Origin of the sequence: Amycolatopsis silviterrae (assembly GCF_042684085.1) — a bacterium.
GTDB lineage: Bacteria > Actinomycetota > Actinomycetes > Mycobacteriales > Pseudonocardiaceae > Amycolatopsis > Amycolatopsis silviterrae.
On the sequence record NZ_JBHUKS010000026.1, the window covers coordinates 233,959 to 253,910 of the forward strand.

17 protein-coding genes and 1 pseudogene are annotated in these 19,952 nt (G+C 71.2%); 7 read left to right on the plus strand and 11 right to left on the minus strand.

Annotated elements, in window-relative coordinates; all coding sequences use genetic code 11:
- Positions 1-311 precede the first annotated feature (311 nt).
- The 5 genes from ACFSVL_RS32450 (at position 312) to ACFSVL_RS32470 (ending at position 5,473) form a co-directional block, all read left to right on the plus strand.
- Entirely contained in the window at positions 312-551 is a 240-nt protein-coding gene (locus ACFSVL_RS32450) for a hypothetical protein (protein WP_378309577.1), read from the plus strand.
- On the plus strand, positions 532-1,983 hold the full coding sequence (locus tag ACFSVL_RS32455; RefSeq protein ID WP_378309579.1) for a sensor histidine kinase: 1,452 nt from the start codon (positions 532-534) through the stop codon (positions 1,981-1,983). Before ACFSVL_RS32450 ends, ACFSVL_RS32455 begins: the two co-directional genes overlap by 20 nt.
- Positions 1,983-2,642 carry a response regulator transcription factor gene (locus tag ACFSVL_RS32460; RefSeq protein ID WP_378309581.1) on the plus strand — a complete coding sequence of 220 codons (660 nt, stop codon included), beginning with the start codon at positions 1,983-1,985 and terminating at the stop codon, positions 2,640-2,642. The genes ACFSVL_RS32455 and ACFSVL_RS32460 overlap by 1 nt, the downstream gene beginning before the upstream one ends.
- A 68-nt stretch (positions 2,643-2,710) precedes the next feature.
- Positions 2,711-4,132, plus strand: a complete 1,422-nt coding sequence (locus ACFSVL_RS32465; RefSeq protein ID WP_378309582.1) for an SLC13 family permease — start codon at positions 2,711-2,713, stop codon at positions 4,130-4,132.
- Between the two features lie 30 nt (positions 4,133-4,162).
- Positions 4,163-5,473: a glycerate kinase family protein gene (locus tag ACFSVL_RS32470; RefSeq protein WP_378309584.1), complete on the plus strand. Its 1,311-nt coding sequence runs from the start codon at positions 4,163-4,165 to the stop codon at positions 5,471-5,473.
- Positions 5,474-5,629: 156 nt separating this feature from the next.
- On the opposite strand, the gene ACFSVL_RS32475 is transcribed toward ACFSVL_RS32470, so the two are convergent.
- The 3 genes from ACFSVL_RS32475 to ACFSVL_RS32485 are packed head-to-tail and all read right to left on the minus strand — an operon-like array spanning position 5,630 to position 9,007.
- Positions 5,630-6,373, minus strand: coding sequence for a succinate dehydrogenase/fumarate reductase iron-sulfur subunit (locus ACFSVL_RS32475; protein ID WP_378309586.1), 744 nt, complete (start codon positions 6,371-6,373; stop codon positions 5,630-5,632).
- Positions 6,370-8,298 (minus strand): fumarate reductase/succinate dehydrogenase flavoprotein subunit, encoded by a 1,929-nt coding sequence (locus ACFSVL_RS32480; RefSeq protein ID WP_378309588.1) that lies wholly within the window; start codon positions 8,296-8,298, stop codon positions 6,370-6,372. The genes ACFSVL_RS32475 and ACFSVL_RS32480 overlap by 4 nt, the downstream gene beginning before the upstream one ends.
- A gap of 1 nt (position 8,299) precedes the next feature.
- Entirely contained in the window at positions 8,300-9,007 is a 708-nt protein-coding gene (locus ACFSVL_RS32485) for a succinate dehydrogenase cytochrome b subunit (RefSeq protein WP_378309590.1), read from the minus strand.
- 83 nt (positions 9,008-9,090) lie between these two features.
- Here ACFSVL_RS32485 and ACFSVL_RS32490 point away from each other — a divergent pair, with 83 nt between their 5' ends.
- Positions 9,091-10,029, plus strand: a complete 939-nt coding sequence (locus ACFSVL_RS32490) for a LysR family transcriptional regulator (RefSeq protein ID WP_378309592.1) — start codon at positions 9,091-9,093, stop codon at positions 10,027-10,029.
- Here the strand turns inward: ACFSVL_RS32490 and ACFSVL_RS32495 are convergent.
- Positions 10,004-10,564 (minus strand): TetR/AcrR family transcriptional regulator, encoded by a 561-nt coding sequence (locus ACFSVL_RS32495; RefSeq protein ID WP_378309594.1) that lies wholly within the window; start codon positions 10,562-10,564, stop codon positions 10,004-10,006. The genes ACFSVL_RS32490 and ACFSVL_RS32495 overlap by 26 nt on opposite strands.
- Positions 10,565-10,654: 90 nt before the next feature.
- On the opposite strand from ACFSVL_RS32495, the gene ACFSVL_RS32500 reads away from it, so the two are divergent.
- Complete coding sequence (locus ACFSVL_RS32500) at positions 10,655-11,467, plus strand: SDR family NAD(P)-dependent oxidoreductase (protein WP_378309596.1); 813 nt, start codon at positions 10,655-10,657, stop codon at positions 11,465-11,467.
- Here ACFSVL_RS32500 and ACFSVL_RS32505 read toward each other — a convergent pair whose 3' ends face one another.
- The 7 genes and pseudogenes from ACFSVL_RS32505 to ACFSVL_RS32535 all read right to left on the minus strand — a co-directional run.
- Positions 11,468-11,848, minus strand: a complete 381-nt coding sequence (locus ACFSVL_RS32505) for a PPOX class F420-dependent oxidoreductase (RefSeq protein ID WP_378309598.1) — start codon at positions 11,846-11,848, stop codon at positions 11,468-11,470. It lies immediately after the preceding gene.
- An 11-nt stretch (positions 11,849-11,859) separates the two neighbouring features.
- Positions 11,860-12,462 carry a dihydrofolate reductase family protein gene (locus tag ACFSVL_RS32510; protein ID WP_378309600.1) on the minus strand — a complete coding sequence of 201 codons (603 nt, stop codon included), beginning with the start codon at positions 12,460-12,462 and terminating at the stop codon, positions 11,860-11,862.
- A 19-nt stretch (positions 12,463-12,481) separates the two neighbouring features.
- Positions 12,482-13,675, minus strand: a complete 1,194-nt coding sequence (locus ACFSVL_RS32515) for an FAD-binding oxidoreductase (RefSeq protein WP_378309602.1) — start codon at positions 13,673-13,675, stop codon at positions 12,482-12,484.
- A 313-nt stretch (positions 13,676-13,988) separates the two neighbouring features.
- Positions 13,989-14,828, minus strand: coding sequence for a DUF6597 domain-containing transcriptional factor (locus ACFSVL_RS32520; RefSeq protein WP_378309604.1), 840 nt, complete (start codon positions 14,826-14,828; stop codon positions 13,989-13,991).
- Between the two features lie 340 nt (positions 14,829-15,168).
- A complete protein-coding gene (gene gdhA, locus ACFSVL_RS32525; protein WP_378309606.1) occupies positions 15,169-16,512 on the minus strand; it encodes an NADP-specific glutamate dehydrogenase in 1,344 nt (447 codons plus the stop codon).
- Positions 16,513-16,584: 72 nt separating this feature from the next.
- Entirely contained in the window at positions 16,585-17,337 is a 753-nt protein-coding gene (locus tag ACFSVL_RS32530; RefSeq protein ID WP_378309608.1) for a flavin reductase family protein, read from the minus strand.
- A 346-nt stretch (positions 17,338-17,683) separates the two neighbouring features.
- Positions 17,684-19,918 (minus strand): annotated as a pseudogene (locus ACFSVL_RS32535) (molybdopterin-containing oxidoreductase family protein); the annotation flags it as partial.
- Positions 19,919-19,952: the final 34 nt, after the last annotated feature.

Sequence of the window (19,952 nt, forward strand, 5' to 3'; positions counted from 1 at the left end):
CGGCGGCCCCAGCGCGCCCCTCCCGGTTGATGCCCATATGACCATATCCGAAGGTCCGTGAGGGGAACCCTGAGGGAATCAGAGTCCGTGAGGGTTCCCCTCACGGACGACGGCATCCGCTGCCGCCGCTCTGCCGTGAGACGCATCGGCCCTGGCCAGCCCGTTCGACCTCGGCAGACGAGCCTCAACGGTGCCGACTTGAGTCCTTGGCATTGGTGGCGGAGAAGGCGCGGTGCGGCGAGGGTGGGCAGATGAAGAAATCCTCATCTCCGCCTCATCCGGTCTTCGCCGGGACCGGAGACGGTGGGGGCATGAGCCGGGTACCTCGCATCGCCGCGTTCGTCGGCGTCCTGCTCCTGCCGGTCGGCGCGGGCGTCGCCGTCGCGCTGGCCGCCGATCCGGATCCGCCGCGGGTGCCGCCCGCCGTGCGGATCGGCGAGTCCCCTGCCGCGCCGCTGCCGTCCTCCGCCGGCGCCCCGGGCCGGCTGCCGCCCCCGGCGCCGAAGACCGACGATGACGACGATCCCTTCGATGACCTCTTCGACGACTGAACCGGCACCCCGGGGCAGCCGGATTCCTGCGCGGGCGCGGATCATGGGCTGGTTCGTGCTCCTGATGACCGCGGGGCTCGCGACGGTCGTGCTGCTGGTGAGCGAGTTCGAGTACGCCGCGGTCGACGACCGCGTCAATCGCGCGCTCGAACAGGACGCGACCGAGTTCCGCACGTTCGCCGCGGTCGGCAGCGACCAGAGCGGCGTTCCGGTGGCGTCGCCGCGCGCGGTGTTCGACCGGCACCTGCGCACCCAGTACGTGCACGAGGCGGAGGTGCTGATCGGCGTCGTCGACGCCGGGGCCCGGCTGGAGCCGCTGGCGCAGGCGGACCGGTCGATCGAGCACGTCCGGCTGGACCAGGCGCTGCTGCGGCGGCTGGTCGCGGAGCCCTCGGGCACCGGCACGATCGCCACCGCGGCCGGGAGCCTGCGGTTCCTCCGGGTCGACGTCGCGGAGCAGGCGGGCGGGCCGCCGCGGGCCTGGTTCGTCGCGGGGTACTTCGTCGACCGGCTGCGCGAGGACGCCTCCGGCACGGTCCGGACGCTGCTGTGGGTGAGCCTGGTCGCGCTGGTGCTCGCCGCCGGGGTGTCGTGGCTGGCGGCGGGCCGGATCCTGGCTCCGGTGCGGACAGTCCGCCAGGCGGCCGCGGCGCTGACCGGGGACGACCTCACCCACCGCATCCCGGTGCACGGGCGCGACGACATCGCGGCGCTCGCGGAGCAGTTCAACGCGATGCTGGACCGGCTGGAGCGGGCGTTCCGCACCCGCCGCCAGTTCCTCGACGACGCGGGGCACGAGCTGCGCACGCCGATCACGATCGTCCGCGGGCACCTCGAGGTGATGGGCGACGACCCGGCCGAGCGCGCCGAGGTGGTGCGGCTGTGCACCGACGAACTCGACCGGATGGCCCGGATCGTCGGCGACCTGCTGCTGCTGGCGAAGACCGAGCAGCCGGACTTCCTGCGCTTGGAACGGGTTTCGGTGCCGGAACTGACCAGCGACATCGAGGCGAAGGCCCGCGCGATCGCCGACCGGAGGTGGTCGCTGGAGTCGGTGGGCGAGGGCGAGGCCGTGCTCGATCCGCAGCGGGTCACCCAGGCGGTGCTGCAGCTGGCCCAGAACGCGGTGCAGCAGACCGCCGGGGGCGCGGTGATCCGGATCGGTTCGTCAGCCGATGACGGCGCAGTGTCGTTCTGGGTGGCCGACTCCGGGCCGGGCGTCCCGCCGGAGGACGCGGAGCGGATTTTCGAGCGGTTCGCCCGGGCGGGCGGCGGCGAACGGAGCGGGGCCGGGCTGGGGCTCGCGATCGTGAAGGCGATCGCCGAGGCGCACCGCGGCCGGGCCTGGGTGCGTTCGGCGCCGGGCGAGGGCGCGACGTTCGGGATCGAGCTGCCCGCCGGGGTCCGCGAGCAACAGCCGGAGGCGGTGTGATGGGACGGATCCTGATCGCGGAGGACGAGCGGCGGATCGCCTCCTTCGTGGAAAAAGGACTGCGGGCCAACGGGTTCGCCACCACGGTGGTGGAAGACGGGGACGCGGCGCTGGCCGCCGCGCTCGCCGGCGGGCACGACCTGATGGTCCTCGACCTCGGCCTGCCGCGGCGGGACGGCTTCGAGGTGCTGCGGGAGATGCGCGCGGCGAACGTGCCGACCCCGGTGCTCATCCTGACGGCGCGGGACTCGGTGCACGACACCGTGGCCGGGCTCGAAGGCGGGGCCGACGACTACATGACCAAGCCGTTCCGGTTCGAGGAACTGCTGGCCCGGGTGCGGCTGCGGCTGCGCGCCGGGGAGGCGAAGGCGGAGTCCGGCGTGCTGCGGCACGGGTCGCTGGCGCTGGACCTGCGCACCCGCCGGGCGCGGATCCCGGAGTCCCTGGTGGACCTGACCGCCCGCGAATTCTCGCTGCTGGAGCTGTTCCTGCGGCATCCCGGCCAGGTGCTGGCCCGCGAGCAGATCCTGTCGCACGTGTGGGGATACGACTTCGATCCCGGGTCCAACGTGGTCGACGTCTACGTCCGCACGCTGCGCCGCAAGCTCGGGGCGGAACGGATCGAAACCGTGCGGGGCATGGGGTACCGCCTGACCTGACGCCCGGATGAAGATCCTCTCATCCGGGCTTCACGCACGGCTCAGCCGCGGTCGGCAGGCTCGGCCGTATGACCAACCCGACTGCGGTGCGCCCGGCGGTGCGCGGCACGGTCCCGCTGTGGCCGTTCGCCGCCGGGTCCGTTCTCGTCACCGCGATCATCCTTCTCCCGTCCGGCGCCGCGCCGGGCACGCACGGCCGGATCGCGCTCGCGGTGTTCGCGCTGGCCGTGGTCGCCTGGGTTTCCGGCCGGCTCGACGACACCTTCGTCGGCCTCGCCGCGGTGGCCGTCCTCGCGTTCGCCGGCGTCATCAAGGCTTCCGCCGTGTTCGGCGCCCTCGGCGGCGAGACGATCTGGCTGCTCATCGCCGCGTTCGTGCTCGCCGCCGGGCTCGGTGCGACCGGATTGCCGGAGAAGGCCGCCATGGCGCTGGCGGCGAAGGCACGCACCCCGCGCCAGCTCGCGCACCTGGTCACCGCGGCGCTGACCGGAACGGCACTCGCGGTCCCGGCCACGTCCGGGCGCGCCGCGCTCGCCCTCCCGGTGTTCGTCGCGCTGGCGAAGGCGCTCGCCGGGCAGCGGCGGCTCGTGCGCGCCCTGGCTTTGCTGTTCCCGACCGTCATCCTGCTGTCCGCGGCGGCGACCCTGATCGGCGCGGGTGCGCACGTGATCACCAACCAGCTGCTGGAGACCGCGACCGGGCAGGGCATCGGCTACGGCCAGTGGCTGCTGCTGGGCCTGCCGTTCGCGGTGGTCAGCTCGCATCTCGCGGCCGAGGTCGTGCTGCTCACCGCCACCGGCCGCGCGGACCGCCGGGTCCGGCTCTCGATCCCGCACGAAAAAAGCGCGCTCAGCGGGGGACAGTGGCGCGCGCTGGCCGTTCTCGCGCTGGTGGTTTCCTTGTGGTGCACCGAATCCTGGCACGGGTTGTCGCCGGCGCTCGTCGCGCTCGGTGGCGCGCTGCTGATCACCTCGCCACGGCTCGGCACGATCAGCCTGGGACCGGCGTTCGGCTCGGTTCCGTGGTCGCTGCTGGTGTTCATGGCTTCGACGGCGGTGCTCGGCACCGCGCTGGCGGCCACCGGGGCTGCGGGCTGGCTGGCCGGGCTGGTGTTGGGGTCGGGCGGTTCCGCGGCCGGGTTCCTGGTGGCCGTCGTCGTGCTGAGCGCCGCCGCGCATCTGGTGCTGCAGTCCCGTTCTGCCCGTTCCTCGGTGCTCGTACCGCTGGTGATCCCGCTGGCGGCCGGCTTCGGGCTGAACCCGGCCGCCGTCGCGTTCGCCTCGACCGTCGCGGCCGGCTTCTGCCACACCCTTCCCTCGTCGGCGAAACCGGTCGCCTTGTTCGCCGCCGTACCGGACGTGCCCGGTTATCGCGGAGCGGATCTCGCCCGGCTCTCGGCGGTGCTGGGACCGCTCGTGGTGGTGCTCGTCCTCGGCTTCGCCGTCGCCGTGTGGCCGACGCTCGGTCTCCCACTGTCAGTGTCCGATTAGAACTGTCTCATTAGGACTGAAAGGACCGTCATGCCTACGCGTTTCCTCGTCGCTCCCAGCGGTTTCAAGGAATCCCTCCCGGCGGAGGAGGTGGCCGCCGCGATCGCCGCGGGCATCCGCCGGGTCGTCCCCGGCGCGGTCGTCGACCTCGTTCCGCTGGCCGACGGAGGCGAGGGTTCCGCGCGGACGCTCGCCGCGGCGACCGGCGGCGAACTCGTCCCGGCCGTCGTCACCGGCCCGGTCGGAGACCCGGTTTCCGCGCACTTCGCGATTCTCGGCGGAGACGGGCCGCGCACCGGTTTCGTGGAGATGGCGGCGGCCGCCGGGCTGCGCCTGGTGCCCGCGCGGCTGCGGGATCCCGGCCGGACCACGACGCACGGGGTCGGCGAGCTGATCGCCGCCGCTCTCGACGCGGGCTGCCGCCGGATCGTCGTCGGCTGCGGCGACTCCGGGACCTGCGACGGCGGGGCGGGCGCCCTGCACGCGCTGGGCGCGAAATTCCTCGACGCGAACGGGACGCCGGTGCGCCCGGACGGCACCGCCCTCGCCGACGTCGTCCAGCTCGACCTGTCCGGCCTGGACGAGCGGCTTGCGTCGGCGGATGTGGTGGTCGCGTGCAACGAGCACAACGTGCTCACCGGCCCGCGAGGCGTCGCCAGGGTCTTCGGCGCGCAGAAGGGGGCGACCGCCGACCAGGCCGACAGCCTGTCCGCGACAATGGACCACTGGGCGAAACTCCTCGAACACCACTGCGGCGCCGACCTGCGGACCGCCCCGGGCGGCGGCGCGTCGGGCGGGCTCGGCGCCGGGCTCGCCGGTGCGCTCGGCGCGCGCCTGGTGCCCCGGTTCGAGGTCCTGCCTGGCCGCGCCGCACTGGCGGCCGCGCTGCCGGGGACAGACCTCGTGCTCACCGCGGAAGGCGCGCTCGACGCGCAGTCGCCGTCCGGCAAGGTGCCCGGCGAGGTGGCCCGTCAGGCGAAACGGCACGGCAAGCCGGTGATCGCGCTCGCCGGGACGATCGGGGTCGGCGCGAGGACCGCCCATGACGCCGGAATCGACGCGTTCGCCGGGATCCTGCCCGCGCCGCTCTCGCTGCCCGAAGCGATCGCCAGGACCGCGGAGCTGGTGACTGACGCCACCGAACGGACCCTGCGGCTCGTCCTGCTCGGAACGGCACTCGCGCACGGCGAGTTTCGCGTCCGGATGGGGGTTAACGGCCAATGCGAGGAACTTGAGGCTGCGTCATGTGTGCGGCGTGAGGCGCGTCCGCCCCGGCCAAAAGAGCCGGCGGGCTCTTGCCAGGCCCAGCACGAGCGGCGAGAGCAGGATCATCGTCTGTGAGGGACTCCCTGAGGGAATCAGATTCCCTCAGGGAGTCCCTCACAGCCCTGCACACCCGGTCACATGGGTATTAATCGGGCATTTCGCCGAGCCTGGCGTCCTTTGTGGACGGTCGAAAGGCTCGGCGCCTCGCAGCTCAAGTTCCTGGCATTGGGGTTAACGGCGGGTGCGGCTGGCCTTCATGAACTCGCGGTTGAGGTTCGCGATGCTCGTCAGCGGGATGCCCTTCGGACACGAAGCGACGCATTCGCCGGTGTTGGTGCAGCCGCCGAAGTCGGCCGCGTCCATGGTGTCCACCATGTCGAGCACCCGCTGCGCGCGTTCCGGCTGGCCCTGCGGCAGCGAGTTCAGGTGTGCGACTTTCGCCGCGGTGAAGAGCATTGCCGAACCGTTCGGGCAGGCCGCCACGCAGGCGCCGCAGCCGATGCAGGTGGCGTTGTCGAAGGCCAGGTCCGCGTCCGGTTTGGGCACGGGGGTCGCGTGTGCTTCGGGCGCGCTGCCGGTGGGGGCGGTGACGTAGCCGCCTGCCTCGATGATGCGGTCGAACGCCGAGCGGTCGACCACCAGGTCCTTGATCACCGGGAAACCCTTGGCGCGCCAGGGTTCCACGTCCAGTACGTCGCCGTCCTGGAAGGAGCGCAGGTGGAGCTGGCAGGTGGTGGTGCGTTCGGGGCCGTGCGCGCGGCCGTTGATGACGACGCCGCAGGAGCCGCAGATGCCTTCGCGGCAGTCGTGGTCGAAGGCGATCGGCTGGGCGCCGTCCTCGATGAGGTGCTGGTTGAGGACGTCCAGGAGTTCCAGGAAGGACATGTCCGGGCTGGCGTCGTCGACCGGGTAGTCGACCAGCCTGCCGTCGTCGTCCGGGCCGGACTGGCGCCAGACTCGCAAGGTGAGTTTCACGTGTAGCTCCGCTGGGTGGGGTGGACGTGCTCGAAGTTCAGGATTTCCTGATGCAGCACCGGCTTCTCGCCGTATTCCCAGGCCGAGACGTAGGAGAACCGCTCGTCGTCGCGTTGCGCCTCGCCGTCTCCGGTCTGGTGTTCCTCGCGGAAATGACCGCCGCAGGACTCTTCGCGGACCAGTGCGTCCAGGAGCAGGAGTTCCGCCAGTTCCAGGAAGTCGGCGACGCGGCCGGCCTTTTCGAGTTCCTGGTTCAGCTCCGCGCCAGTGCCGGGGACGCGGACGTCCCGCCAGAATTCGGCGCGCAGTCCCGGGATGCGGTCGAGTGCTTTGCGCAGGCCCTCGGCGGAGCGGGACATGCCGCAGTGATCCCACATCAGGTGCCCGAGTTCGCGGTGGAACGAGTCGACGCTGCGGGTGCCGCGCACGGACAGCAGCCGTTCGAGCCGTTCGCGGACAGCGGTTTCCGCGGACGCGACAGCGGGGTCCGCCGGGTCGAGGGCGGGGAAGCTGCCGCGGGCGATGTAGTCGTTGAGGGTGGCCGGGAGGACGAAGTAGCCGTCCGCCAGGCCCTGCATCAGGGCGGACGCGCCGAGCCGGTTCGCGCCGTGGTCGGAGAAGTTGGCCTCGCCGATCACGAACAGGCCGGGCACGGTGCTCTGCAGGTCGTAGTCGACCCACAGACCGCCCATCGTGTAGTGGATCGCCGGGTAGATCCGCATCGGGACCTCGTACGGGTTCTCCGCGGTGATCCGCTCGTACATGTCGAACAGGTTGCCGTACTTGGCTTCCACCGCCGGGCGGCCCATCCGCTCGATCGCGTCCGCGAAGTCGAGGTACACGCCGAGCCCGCCGGGACCGACGCCGAACCCGGCGTCGCAGACGTTCTTCGCCGCCCGCGAGGCGATGTCGCGCGGCACCAGGTTGCCGAAGCTCGGGTACATCCGCTCCAGGTAGTAGTCCCGTTCGGACTCCGGGATCTCCTGCGGCGGACGGGGATCGCGCGGCTGCTTCGGGACCCAGATCCGTCCGTCGTTGCGCAGTGACTCGCTCATCAGGGTGAGCTTCGACTGGTGCTCGCCGGAACGCGGGATGCAGGTCGGGTGGATCTGCGTGAAGCACGGGTTGGCGAAGTACGCGCCGCGTTTGTGCGCCCGCCAGATCGCGGTGGCGTTGGAGCCCTTCGCGTTGGTGGACAGGTAGAAGACGTTGCCGTAGCCGCCGGTCGCGAGGACCACGGCGTCCGCCAGATGAGTGGTCACCTCCCCGGTCACCAGGTCGCGCGCGACGATGCCGCGGGCCCGGCCGTCGGACACGATCAGGTCCAGCATCTCCGTGCGCGGGTGGATTTCCACGCCGCCGGCGTCGATCTGCCGCGCCAGCGCCTGGTACGCGCCGAGCAGCAGCTGCTGACCGGTCTGGCCGCGCGCGTAGAACGTCCGCTGCACCTGCACGCCGCCGAACGAACGGGTGTCGAGCAGCCCGCCGTACTCCCGGGCGAACGGCACGCCCTGTGCCACCGCCTGGTCGATGATCTGCGTCGACACCTGCGCCAGCCGGTACACATTGGACTCCCGGGACCGGAAGTCGCCGCCCTTCACCGTGTCGTAGAACAGCCGGTAGACCGAATCGCCGTCGTTGCGGTAGTTCTTCGCCGCGTTGATCCCGCCCTGCGCGGCGACGGAGTGCGCGCGCCGCGGCGAGTCCTGGAAACAGAACTGGACCACGTGGTAGCCCTGCTCGGCGAGCGTCGCCCCGGCGGACGCGCCGGCGAGGCCGGTGCCCACCACGATGATCCGGTGCCGCCGCCGGTTGGCCGGGTTGACCAGCTTCGCGCCGAAACGGCGGCTGTCCCAGCGTTCCTCGATCGGGCCGTCCGGCGCGCGGTCGTCGGCGATCGGCTCGCCGAGCGTGTAGTCGCTCATGTCAGGCCACCCATCCCGCCATCACGGCGATCGGCACGATCAGGAAACCGCCGGTGATCACGACGGCGAGCACGGTCCCCACGGTCTTCAAGGCCCGGTCCCGCGTCTTGCTGGCGATGCCGAGGGTCTGCGCCGCGCTCCAGAAGCCGTGGTTGATGTGCAGGCCGAGCATCAGCAGCGCGACGATGTAGATCAGGTTGACCCACCAGACCTGGAAGTCCGCGACGACGTTGTGGTACGGGTGGCCGTCGCGGAAGTCCTGGTTGGCCACGCCGACGGTGAGGTCGAGGATGTGCCACACGATGTAGAGCGCCAGCGTGGCGCCGCCCCAGCGCATGGTGTGCGTCGCGAAGCTGGCCTTGCGCCGCTGGCCGTGCGCGTACTTCACCGGGCGCGCTCGCCGGTCCCGTTTGGACAGTTGCACGGCGGCGACCACGTGCAGCACCAACGCGATCAGGAGCACGACCCGCTGGATCGAGAGGTACCAGGCGTTCTGCAGCACCGGTTCGCCGATGGTGCGCAGCCAGGCCCCGTAGTCGTCGAAATGCTGCGGGCCAAGGAAAACCTTGAGGTTCCCGGCCATGTGCACGAACAGGAACGCGACGAACATCAGCCCGGTGACGGCCATGACGGCCTTCTTGCCGATGGTCGAACGCCAGAACGTCACCAGCGCGGGGCGACGGCGGGGCGGAGCGGGTGCGAGTGCCACGGAACCGACGGTAAGTCGGCGCTGACGAGAGGGCAAACACATGCTTTCTCTCGACATGAGAGGCAATGCCTATGATGGCGGTCATGCAGTTCCAGCAGCTGGCGTATTTCCTGGCAGTGGCCGAGACGCGGCATTTCACCCGCGCCGCGGAACGGATGCGTGTGGCGCAGCCCTCACTGTCGCAGCAGATCCGGGCGCTGGAACGGGATGTCGGCGCGGGGCTGTTCCACCGGATCCGCGGCAACGTCACGCTCACCGAGGCGGGGGAGACGCTGCTGCCGATCGCGCGCCGGATCCTCGCCGAGACGGAGAACGCGTACCGGGCGATCCGCGAGCTGGACGAACTGGGCCGCGGCCGGGTGCGGCTGGGCGCGACCCCGAGCCTGTGCACCGGCCTGCTGCCCGCGATGCTCGCCGCGTTCCGCCGGGACTATCCGGGGATCGAGCTGGTGCTGCACGAAAGCGGGTCCCGCGACCTGCAGACCGAGCTGTCCGAAGGCGGGCTGGACCTGGCGATGATCGTCGACAGCCGGCTGCACGACGATTCCCGGCTGGAGAGCCGCGCGCTGTTCGTCGAGGACCTGGTGGTGATCTCGCCGAAGGACGCGCCTGCCCCGGTGCGCGGGCGGATGCCGATCGCCGCGCTGCGGGACCGGCCGCTGGTGATGTTCCGGCAGGGCTACGACCTGCGCGAGGCGACCGTGACCGCTTGCCGCGCCGAGGGTTTCGACCCGCTCTTCGCGATCGAAGGCGGCGAGATGGACGCCGTGCTGGAGCTGGTGCAGGCCGGACTGGGCTTGGCGGTCGTGCCGAGCACCGTGGTCGGGGACCGGTTCCGCCGCACGCAGTTCACCGCACCCGGCCTGAGCCGCGTGGTGCGGCTGGCGTACCGGCGCGACGTCGAGCAGCCGCGCGCGGTGCGGGCGCTGCAGGAGGCGGTGGTGCGGTACCTCGGCGGCGGGGTGGCGCAGCTGCCGCCGGGGACGCGTCCGCTCGTCAGCGGGCCAGTGAGTCCAGGATGAGGCCGATGAGCCGTTGCACCTGGGGTTTTTCGCAGTACTGCGCGGAATAGCCGATACCGCCGACGAGGAGCAGGACGTCCTCGGCGGGCACGTCGTCCCGGAGCGTGCCGTCTTTCGCGCCAGCTTCCAGGAGGGCATTGACGGCGTCGAGGAGCAGCTTCCGGCTGTCCGAATAGGGATCGACGCCGGACGCGATCACCGCATTGAGCGCTTCGGACATCCCGTGCTTGGCGCGGACGTAGGCGAGGAAATGCGTCAGCCACTCCCGCAGCGCTTCCGCGGCCGGATGCCGGGCGAGGAGCGTCGAGGCTTGCTCGCAGACGCCCGCGAGCTGATGCCGGTAGGCGGCGTCGATCAGGGCTTCGCGGGTCGGGAAGTGCCGGTACAGCGTCCCGACGCCGACCCCGGCCTGCTTGGCGATCGCGGACGGCGCGGCGTCGAGGCCCTGCTCGGCGAAGGCCTGCGCGGCGACCTCCAGGAGCCGGGCGCGGTTCTCTCGCGCGTCGCGCCTGGTGCGGCGCGGGGCGTCGGACATCGGGCTCCTCCCGGGTTGCTAACCGGAACGCGTTCCGGATACGGTAAACGGAACGCATTCCGGTTGACCTTACCCCTGGGAGATCCCGTCATGGCCGCTCGGCATTGGTTCGTCACCGGCGCTTCCGGCGGTCTGGGCCGGCACCTGGTCGGGGAGGCGCTGCGCCGCGGCGAGCACGTCACCGCGACAGTCCGGCGGCCGGACGCCTTGCCCGCTTCGCCGCGGCTCACCGTGGAGCGGCTCGACCTCTCGCGCCCGGCCGACGTCGCCGCCGTGGTCGAGCGGACGTCGCGGCGGCGGCCGGTGGACGTGGTCGTGAACAACGCCGGTTACGCCCTCGTCGGCGCGGCCGAGGAGATGACGCCCGCGCAGATCCGGGACCAGATCGAGGTGCTGCTGCTCGCCCCGATCCTGATCACCCGCGCGTTCCTCGGCCCGATGCGCGCGCGGGGCGGCGGCCGGATCCTCCAGATCTCCAGCATGGGCGGCCAGCTCGGCTCGCCGACGCACAGCGCGTACCACGCGGGCAAGTGGGGGCTGGAGGGGTACTCGGAGAGCGTCAGCCGGGAGGTCGCCGAGTTCGGGATCCACCTGACGCTGGCCCAGCTAGGCGGGACCCGGACCGGCTTCGCGTCCGCGCTGCGGTACACCGCCGAAACGGAGCCTTATCGCGACAACGCCGTCGGCCGGACCCGCCGCTACCTGGAATCCCTCGATGACAGCGCGCTTGCCGGCGACCCGGCCAAAATCGCCGCGCTGCTGTACGAAACCACTCTCCAGCCGAACCCGCCGCTGCGGCTTTCGCTGGGCTTGGACACCTACGAGGCTGTCCACAATGCACTCGCCGAACGGCTGAACGTCCTTGAGTCGCAACGGGAACTGGCGGCGTCGATCGCGTTCTGACTACATCCCCACGGACTGCCGCTCCGGCTCGATCAGGCCCACGACGCGCACCTGCTCCCGCGTGTACGGCTGGCCGATGTACTTCTTGGCCACCTCGTCGACGATCTCCCACGCCGGGTCGCCCTCGATCCATTCGGCCACCCGGCCGCGGATGGTGATCGGCTCGAACGGATTGTCCGGCGGGGTAAGGGAAATCGCCACGCGCGGGTCGTGGCGGAGGTTGCGGGCCTTGCGGCTGTCCGGGCCGGTCAGGAAGACGATCCGGTCGCCGCGGGTGCCGATCCACACCGGGACGACGTGCGGCGACCCGTCCGGGAGCACGGTCGCGAGGTGGGCGATCGGGGTGCCGTCGAGCACGCGGCGGATCTCGGGGTTCAGCATGGGATTTCCTTTCAGCGGAGGATTTCGTAGTGAAGGTGGGTGACGCCGGGTGCCGGGACGGCTTCGACCAGCCGCAGCCGGACGTGCTCGGGCAGTTCGCCGAAGAAGCTCCGGCCGCCGCCCAGCAGGACCGGAACCTGGTGCAGGACGAAGTCGTCGACCAGCCCGGCCTTGATCGCCTCGGTGACCAGAACCCCGCCCATGAGCGCGACGTCCTTGTCGCCGGCCGCCGCCCGTGCGCCGGCGATGGCCTCTTCGACGCTGGCGGCGTGGGTCTGCGTCCCGCTCAGTTCGGGCACCGGCTGGTGGCTGACCACGAACAACGGAGCGGTCGGATGCGGGCCGCCGCCGTTGAAGTGGCTGGAGTGGTCGTAGGTCGCGTGCCCGACGACGGACGCCCCGACGCGCGCGGCGAGCTTGTCGAACACCCGGGCGCTGGGTTCGGACAGGGTGAAGCCGTCGAGGACCTTGCTCGGCGTGTCGCCGGTGAAGTACCAGTCGAACAGCATCCCGGCGTCGCCGAGCCCGCTCCCGGTTTCGTCGGCTCCCGCCGGACGGCGGCCGCTGATGTAGCCGTCGACCGAGACGGACAGGGCACTGAACACTGTGGTCATTACGCTCCTTAGTAGTCGCTCAAATCGCCTGGGGGAAGTGGAAAACGCGGTGCGGGTCGTAGCTCTTCTTGATCGCCGCCAGCCTGGGGTAATTGCCCGCGTGGTACGCCCCGGCCGGATCCTCGAGCGCGAGGTCGGGAAAGTTCGGGTAAACCCGGCCGGACCCCTCCGCGTGCGCCGCGCCCCAGGACTCGTCCACCCACGGGGCGTCGCCGACGTGCTCCAGCAGAAACCGCTCACCCCGATGGGCAAACGCGGTCTCGTCCGCCGCGACCCGGTTGTACGCCCCGCCCATCGCCGTGAACGCGAGCCGCCGGTTCCCCAGCAACTGCCGGACGAGCCTGGCCGTGGTGCGCTCCGACATCGTGCGCCCGAAAAACTCGGACCGGCTCCGCTGGTGCCCCTCGACCGGGTCGAGTCCACTGAATGTCGGCTTCAGCATGCTGTAGGGAACATCCTGTCGGATGTCTATTGCATACAGAACACCGGCCCGCGCGGTGAAGTCCCGGAGCAGCTCCCGGGTCGTGGCGGCGGGCAGGGCGGAGGAGCCGAAGAGCGTCGCGTGTCCGGCTGAGACAGTGAGGTTGACGGTCAGTTCGTCGGGTGCGTCGGGTGCCCAGTCCTGCCAGGCCGTGACGAGGTTTTCCGATGCCGCCCAGCGTCCTTCGATCCGGCAGGCCAGCGGTTCCGGCACGGTGGCGAACCGCAGTTCCGTGACGATGCCGAACTGCCCGCCGCCCGCGCCGCGCAAGGCCCAGAACAGGTCAGGCTCCCGGCCTTCGGCGCACTCCACGACGCTCCGGTCGGCGAGGACCACCTGCGCCCCGACGAGCCGGTCGCAGGTCAGCCCGTACTGGCGGCCGAGAAGCCCGATCCCGCCGCCGAGCGTCAGCCCGGCGATGCCGACCGTGTCGCCGCACCCGGCGGGAATCGTCCGGCCGCACGCGTGCAGTGCCCGGTACACCGCGCCGAGCCGAGCGCCCGCGCCGATCGTGGCCACGCCGGCGGCGTCGACGGTGATCCGGTCCATCCCGGACAGATCCGCGACGATCCCGTCGGTGGCGGACCGGTTCGCGAAGCAATGCCCGCCACCGCGCGGCACGAGATGCTCGCCGGTCCGGGCCGCGAGTTCCATGGCGTGCACGACATCGGCTACCGAGCGGCAGCGGACGACCTGGCGGGGCCGCGGACTGGGGGCGAGGGCTTCGATCACGGATCAGACGCTACGGAGGGGCGGCTCGCGGTTCTTGAACAAAACGCGCACGGGTCCTCGGGGGCAATGCCAGGGATTTAAGCTGCGCGGCCGCACGCCCGCTGGACCATCCACAAAGGACGCCAGAACCGCTGAATCGCCCGGTTGATGCCAACATGACCACATCCGGAGGGCGGTGAAGGGAACCCCGAGGGGATCAGAGGCTGTGAAGGTTCCCCTCACGGACGGCCCAACCCCGCGCTGGCCAGCCCCTTCGACCCGGGCAAGACGAGCCCCAAGTCGCTGCCGAGGAAGTGCTTCGGGGTGCCGCTGGTCAGCCAGAGAGTTTCACCCGCGAACGCCCCCGGGTAGCAAGAAACGGCGCATACGAAGCCGAATGATCATGCCCGCAAGCACACCGATCCAAATCCCCGCCGAGAAGCTGCCTAGGCGTAACTCCAGTCAACCGGAGACACTCCCGGCTCAGATGCGCCTGATCGGCATACCCGGCGTCAACGGCGAGACCCGCCACCCCGTCCGCCCCGCGCCGCCCGCTGGCGATCGCGCCGGACTGGGCCAGCGCGAGAAACCCCTGGAACCGCAACGTCCGTTGGAGCACCTTCGGGCTCGTCCCGACCGCCTGCAGGCACCGTCGCCGCAGCTGGCTCGCCGAGAGCGCCAGATGTGCCGCGACTGCGTCGACGCCGACCGGATCCCACGGCATCAGCACCTGAACCGCTTCCCCGACCAGCGGATCCAGCCCGCCGCGACGCCGGAACTCCCGCACGAGATGCGCCTGCAACGCGGCCAGGCCCAGCTCCGGCGTCGCGGCCAGAGCGACCGTCTCGGCGAGCCGTTCCGCCGCCCGGCCCCACAACTCGGACAGTCCGACGTGCTGATCGGCCAGCTCGTCAAGCCCGGCCGGCAACGGAGGAGCCGCCCCGGGCCGGAACCGCACGCCGACGACGGTCGTATGCGCCGGGATGACCTCGATCTGCGGCCCGGTCAACGGCCCGAGCAGCCGCGGCCGCCCGCCGACCGGGAAGTGGATCTCGACGCCGCCGGTCGGCAGATGCCGCTGCACGTACGGCGCGTCGCCGGTGTGCTGGATCCACACCGTGCGCACCGCCGCGGCCAGGCCAGGCGCCGGCGGACGTTCGAGATACGCGGTCATCCCCGTACCGAAGCGTCCCGCCGCACGCCCGTCAAGTGCGGATTCCCGCCGGGCCACAAGTCCCTGGACCGGACGACCTTCTCCCGTAGCCGCCGACCGGCCGGACGGGGATTCTCGGACCCCGGGGAGCAGCGCCGCCGAAGGAGGCACCGGCCATGCCGACGTTGATCATCATCCTGCTCGTCCTCGGCGCGGGGCTCTTTCACCGGCTACCGGCAGCGAACCACCACCGGCCTGGTCACCTGGGTGCGCAGCGCGATCGCGGCCGTGCTCGGCGTCGCCGGACTGCTGCTCTTCCTCTATCTCCTGATCACCCTGTCGTCGGCGCGGTAGCCCCGGCTCAGATGTACCCGCACACGTCCATCGCGGCGACCACCTTGCGGAACCCGGCGATGTTCGCCCCGCTCACGTAATCCCCGGCGACGCCGTGCTCGTCGGCGGTTTCCAGGCAGGTCCGGTGGATGTCGGTCATGATGTCCCGCAGCGTCCGGTCGGTGCGCTCGAACGTCCACCGCTCGCGGGCCGCGTTCTGCTGCATCTCAAGCGCGGACACCGCGACCCCGCCGGCGTTCGCGGCCTTGCCGGGTCCGACCGCGACGCCCGCCTCGCGGAAGATCTGCAGCGCACCCGGCGTGCACGGCATGTTCGCGCCCTCGGCGATCGCGCGGACCTCGTTCTTCACCAGCCGCAACGCGGACTGTTCGTCCAGTTCGTTCTGCGTCGCGCAGGGGAGCGCGAGGTCGCACGGAACATCCCACGGCGTGCCGTCGGTGACGTACGTCGCCGTCGGCACCCGGTCGACGTACTCGGAAAGCCGCCCGCGCCGCGCGACCTTCAGCTCGTGCAGCACTTCGAGGTCGATCCCGCGCGGATCGTGGACGTAGCCGCCGGAGTCCGAGCACACGATCGGCTTCGCGCCGAGTTCCTGCAGCTTCGCGATCGCGTGGTAAGCGACATTGCCCGATCCGGACACCACGGCCGTGCGGCCGGAGAACGAGTCGTCACGGGCGCCGAGCATCGCGTCGAGGAAGTACACGGTGCCGAAGCCGGTGGCCTCCGGACGCGCCGGAATGCCGCCCAGCAACGGGTTCTTGCCGGTGATCGTGCCCGCGTCGTAGCGGTTGGTGAGCCGCTTGTACTGGCCGAACAGGTAGCCGATCTCGCGGCCGCCGACGCCGATGTCGCCCGCGGGCACGTCGGTCTCCGGGCCGATGTGCCGGACCAGTTCGGTCATGAAGGCCTGGCAGAACCGCATGATCTCGCCGTCGCTGCGGCCGGCCGGGTCGAAGTCGGACCCGCCCTTGCCCGCGCCGATGCCGAGGCCGGTGAGCGCGTTCTTGAAGATCTGCTCGAAGGCGAGGAACTTGACCGTGCCGAGCGTGACGTCGCCGCGGAAGCGCAGCCCGCCCTTGTACGGCCCGAGCGCCGAGCTGAACCCGACCCGGAAGCCGCGGTTGACGTGCACCGCGCCCGCGTCGTCGGTCCAGACCACCCGGAACAGCACCTGCCGCTCCGGCTCGCACAGCCGTTCCAGCATCGCCGCGTCGCGCAGGCCCGGGTCGCGCCGCAGCGCGGGCCGGATCGCCTCGAGGACCTCGTACACGGCCTGATGGAACTCCGGCTCGGCCGGGTTCTTCCGGACGATGTCCTCGTACACTTCGCGGGATGTCTGGTCGAGTGGCATCCGCCGATGATGCCTTCCGGCCGCCCGGAATCGCACCCCCGACGGGGTTTGCGAGGTTAGGGGTGACCAGGCTCACGCATCCAGGACCACGTCCGAAGTGGGCACCGCCTGGCAGGCGAGGCACTGGTCGGCGGGCAGATCGTCGGCGACGGCGACCAGGTGCGCGACGGTCCCGTCGAGCACTGGCACGGCACAGCTTTCGCACTGCCCGAGCCGGCATCCGCTCGGCAGCGCCACGCCGGACGCCTCGGCGAACCGCAGCAGATCCCCGTCTCCGGCGCGCCAGGTGACCTCGCGGCCGGACCGCGCGAACCGCACGGTCGCGGTGGCGTCGTCCGGGATCTGTACCGGTGCCGGAGCGGCGTGGAACTTCTCGGTGAAGATGTCGAAGCGCGGCACGCCCCGGGCGACCAGCCCGGCGGTCAGCTCCTCCAGCATGGTTTCGGGTCCGCACAGGTAAAACCGGGCGCGGCGGCGGATCAGGTCGGCATCGACGCGGTCGGCGGTGACCCGCCCGGTGAAATCGCTGTGATCATCCGGACCGGGACGACTGTAGTGGTCCAGCACCTGGACAGTCGGCAAGCGCGCGGCCAGTTCGGCGATGCGCTCGCGGAAGGCGTGCCGGGAAGCGTCGCGGCTGCCGTGGTGCAGCACGATCTCCGGTGCGGACGCGGGGTCGAGGGTCTCCAGATGGCTCAGGAACGGCGTGATCCCGATCCCGGCGGCGAGCAGCACGATCGGCCGCGAATGGACCGCCGGCAGCGCGAACCCGCCGGACGGAGCCGTGACCAGCAGCCGGGTCCCCGGCCGGACCCGGTCGTGCACCGCGGGGCGAGAACTGCCCGCCCGGCACCCGCCGCACCGCGATCGTGTAGCCGTCGCCCGGCGCTTTCGCGGGCCCGGTAAGGGAATAACTGCGGGTCAGCCCCGGCGCGTCGGGCCACGCCACGGTGATGTGCTGCCCGGCCCGGAACGCCGGCACCGGCTCGTCGTCCACCGGCCGGAGCCGCACCGAGCGGATGTCCTCGGTCTCGAACTCCGCGCGCTCGACCACGAACTCCCGCTGCCCGGTCCACGGCCGCGGTTCGTCCGGCCGGACGTCGCAGAACGTCGAGCGCAACGGGACCGATCCGCTGACCGGGTCGTGGGCGTCGTCGCCGACGAGCAGGTTGTAGTTGGTCCCGCCTTCTTCGAGCGGGTCCGAACCGGGCAGCGCGAGGTCGGGCGCCGGCTGCCACCAGCCGTACTCCGCCACGACCACGTCGCGATGCAGCGCGGGATCGATCCGCGCCCGCATCCGGACATCGGCGGACGCGGTAGTGATGCGAACCCACTGCCCGTCCTCGATCCCGCGCTCCGCGGCGGCTTCCGCGCTCAGCTCGACGACCGGTTCCGGGAACCGCTTGCGCAGCGAGGAAATCCCGCGATGCTGACTGTGGCAGAAGTACCCGTTCTTCGCGCAGGTCAGCACCAGCGGGTGCGCCGAATCCTGCGGCGGCTCGGCGACCGGGACCGCGGGCTGACCATGCTCGGCGAGCCGTTCGGAATACAGCTCGACGCGCCGGGTCGGCGTCGAAAACCCAGTGACCGAGCGATTCTCGGCGCATTCGGCGTACTTGCGGTACTCAGTCTCCAGCGGCAGATCGACGCCGCCAGGCCGCTCCCGCAGCTGCGCGGCGGTAAGACCGAGCGGCGCGAGCTGATGGTTCCAGCCGTCCTCGATGCGCCCGTCGAAGAACTCCGCGCCCAGCCCGAGCCGTCCGGCCAGCTCGAACACGACCTCAGTGTCCGAACGCGACTCACCGATCGGATCGGTCATCCGCGGCCGCAGCTGCACATGCTCCTGCGCCGCACGGCTGATTTCGAAGCCCGCCTTGACCGCTTCGTGCTCCCACGGCGTTTGGACCGGCAGCAGAAGGTCGGCGAACCGCGAGGTCGGATTCTCGAACAGATCGAGGTGCACCGAGAATTCCAGCTTCCGCAACGCTTCCGCGGTCCGGCGCGGATCCGGTTGGGACAGCAGAAGATTTCCGCCGAACGACACGAGCGCGCGGACCGGGTAAGGCTTCTTTTCGAGCACCGCGCGGCAGAAGTTCCGCGCAGTCACCCAGCCCTGCGCCGGCGGGCCGAGCGGAAACTCCTGAATCCCCAACGCTTTCGCGCGCTGCTCAGGCGCGAGCTGATCCGGCGAAGTGACCGGCGCGACCGGCAGTTTCGGCAGGACGACGTTGCCGCCGGGGGAGTCGTAGCAGCCGGTGAGCGCGTAGAGGGTGGCGATGGCGCGCTCGGTCTGCGTCGCGTTCGCGTGCTGGCCGATGCCGGACCACGCCGCGTAAGTCACCGATTTCGCCGCCGCGAGGTCCGCCGCGAACGCCTCGATCGCAGCGGCCTCGACGGTCGTCACCGCCTCAGTCCGGTCTAGCGGCCACGCGGCACACGCCTCGACGTAATGCTCGAACGCGGGAACACAATCGACCGGCCCGTGCAACGTTCGAACGCGACGTTTCCCGCGCAGCGCGAACCGCTCCGGTGCGACTGCTGGATAATCCGTGTCGTACGGCACGGCTTGCCCGGAAACCTCGTCCCAGACCGCGAATCCGCCCGCTGCGGGATCAAGCTCCGCAGCCCGCAGAAACCGGCCGGTGTCCGCGCGGACCAGCAGCGGAGCGTTCGTCCACGACCGGACGAACGCCTCGTCGTGCCCTCGCCGCTCCAGCAACGACCGCGCGACGCCGAGCGCGAGCGCGCCGTCCGTGCCCGGCCGGACCCGGAGCCAGTGCTCGGCCTGCACCGCACTGGCGGTCCGCCGCGGATCGACCACCGCCAGCCTCGGCGGGCGCGCCCCGGCCAGCGCGGCCGATTGCGCGAGCCACGCCTTCGCCGGATTGTGCCCCCACAGCACCGCGAAGTCCGTGCCCGCGTAATCGGGGGACGGCAGCCCGGAGCCGAACGTGAAGACGTGCGCGAAATCCTTGTGCCAGTTGCAGATCTCGGTGGAGTACAGCGTGTTCGGGCTGCCGAAGAGCCGGATGAACCGCTCGACCCAGTCGATCGCGTCGGACATCGGCGTGCCGCTCGGCGAGGTGACCGAGAACGCGACGGCCTCGGCGCCGCTGGTCGCGCGGATGTCGCCGAGCCGCTCAGCGACCTCGGAAAGCGCTTCGTCCCAGCTGATTTCACGCCAGCGCGGATCCGGATCGGACTTCGGCGTCGTCCGGCGCAACGGCTGCCGCAGCCGCTCGGGGGAGCGGACCAATTCCGGCGCGGCCCGGCCTTTCGGGCACAGCGCGGCCCCGGTCGGATGCGCGGGATCAGGCCGGACGCCGAGCAGCGTGCCGTTCTCGACGGTGTAGACCGCGCCGCAGCGCGAGCGGCACAACGTGCAGTAACCCCGGACCTCAGACATCTAGTTACTCCTTAGTAACCGGCTACCGGCTACT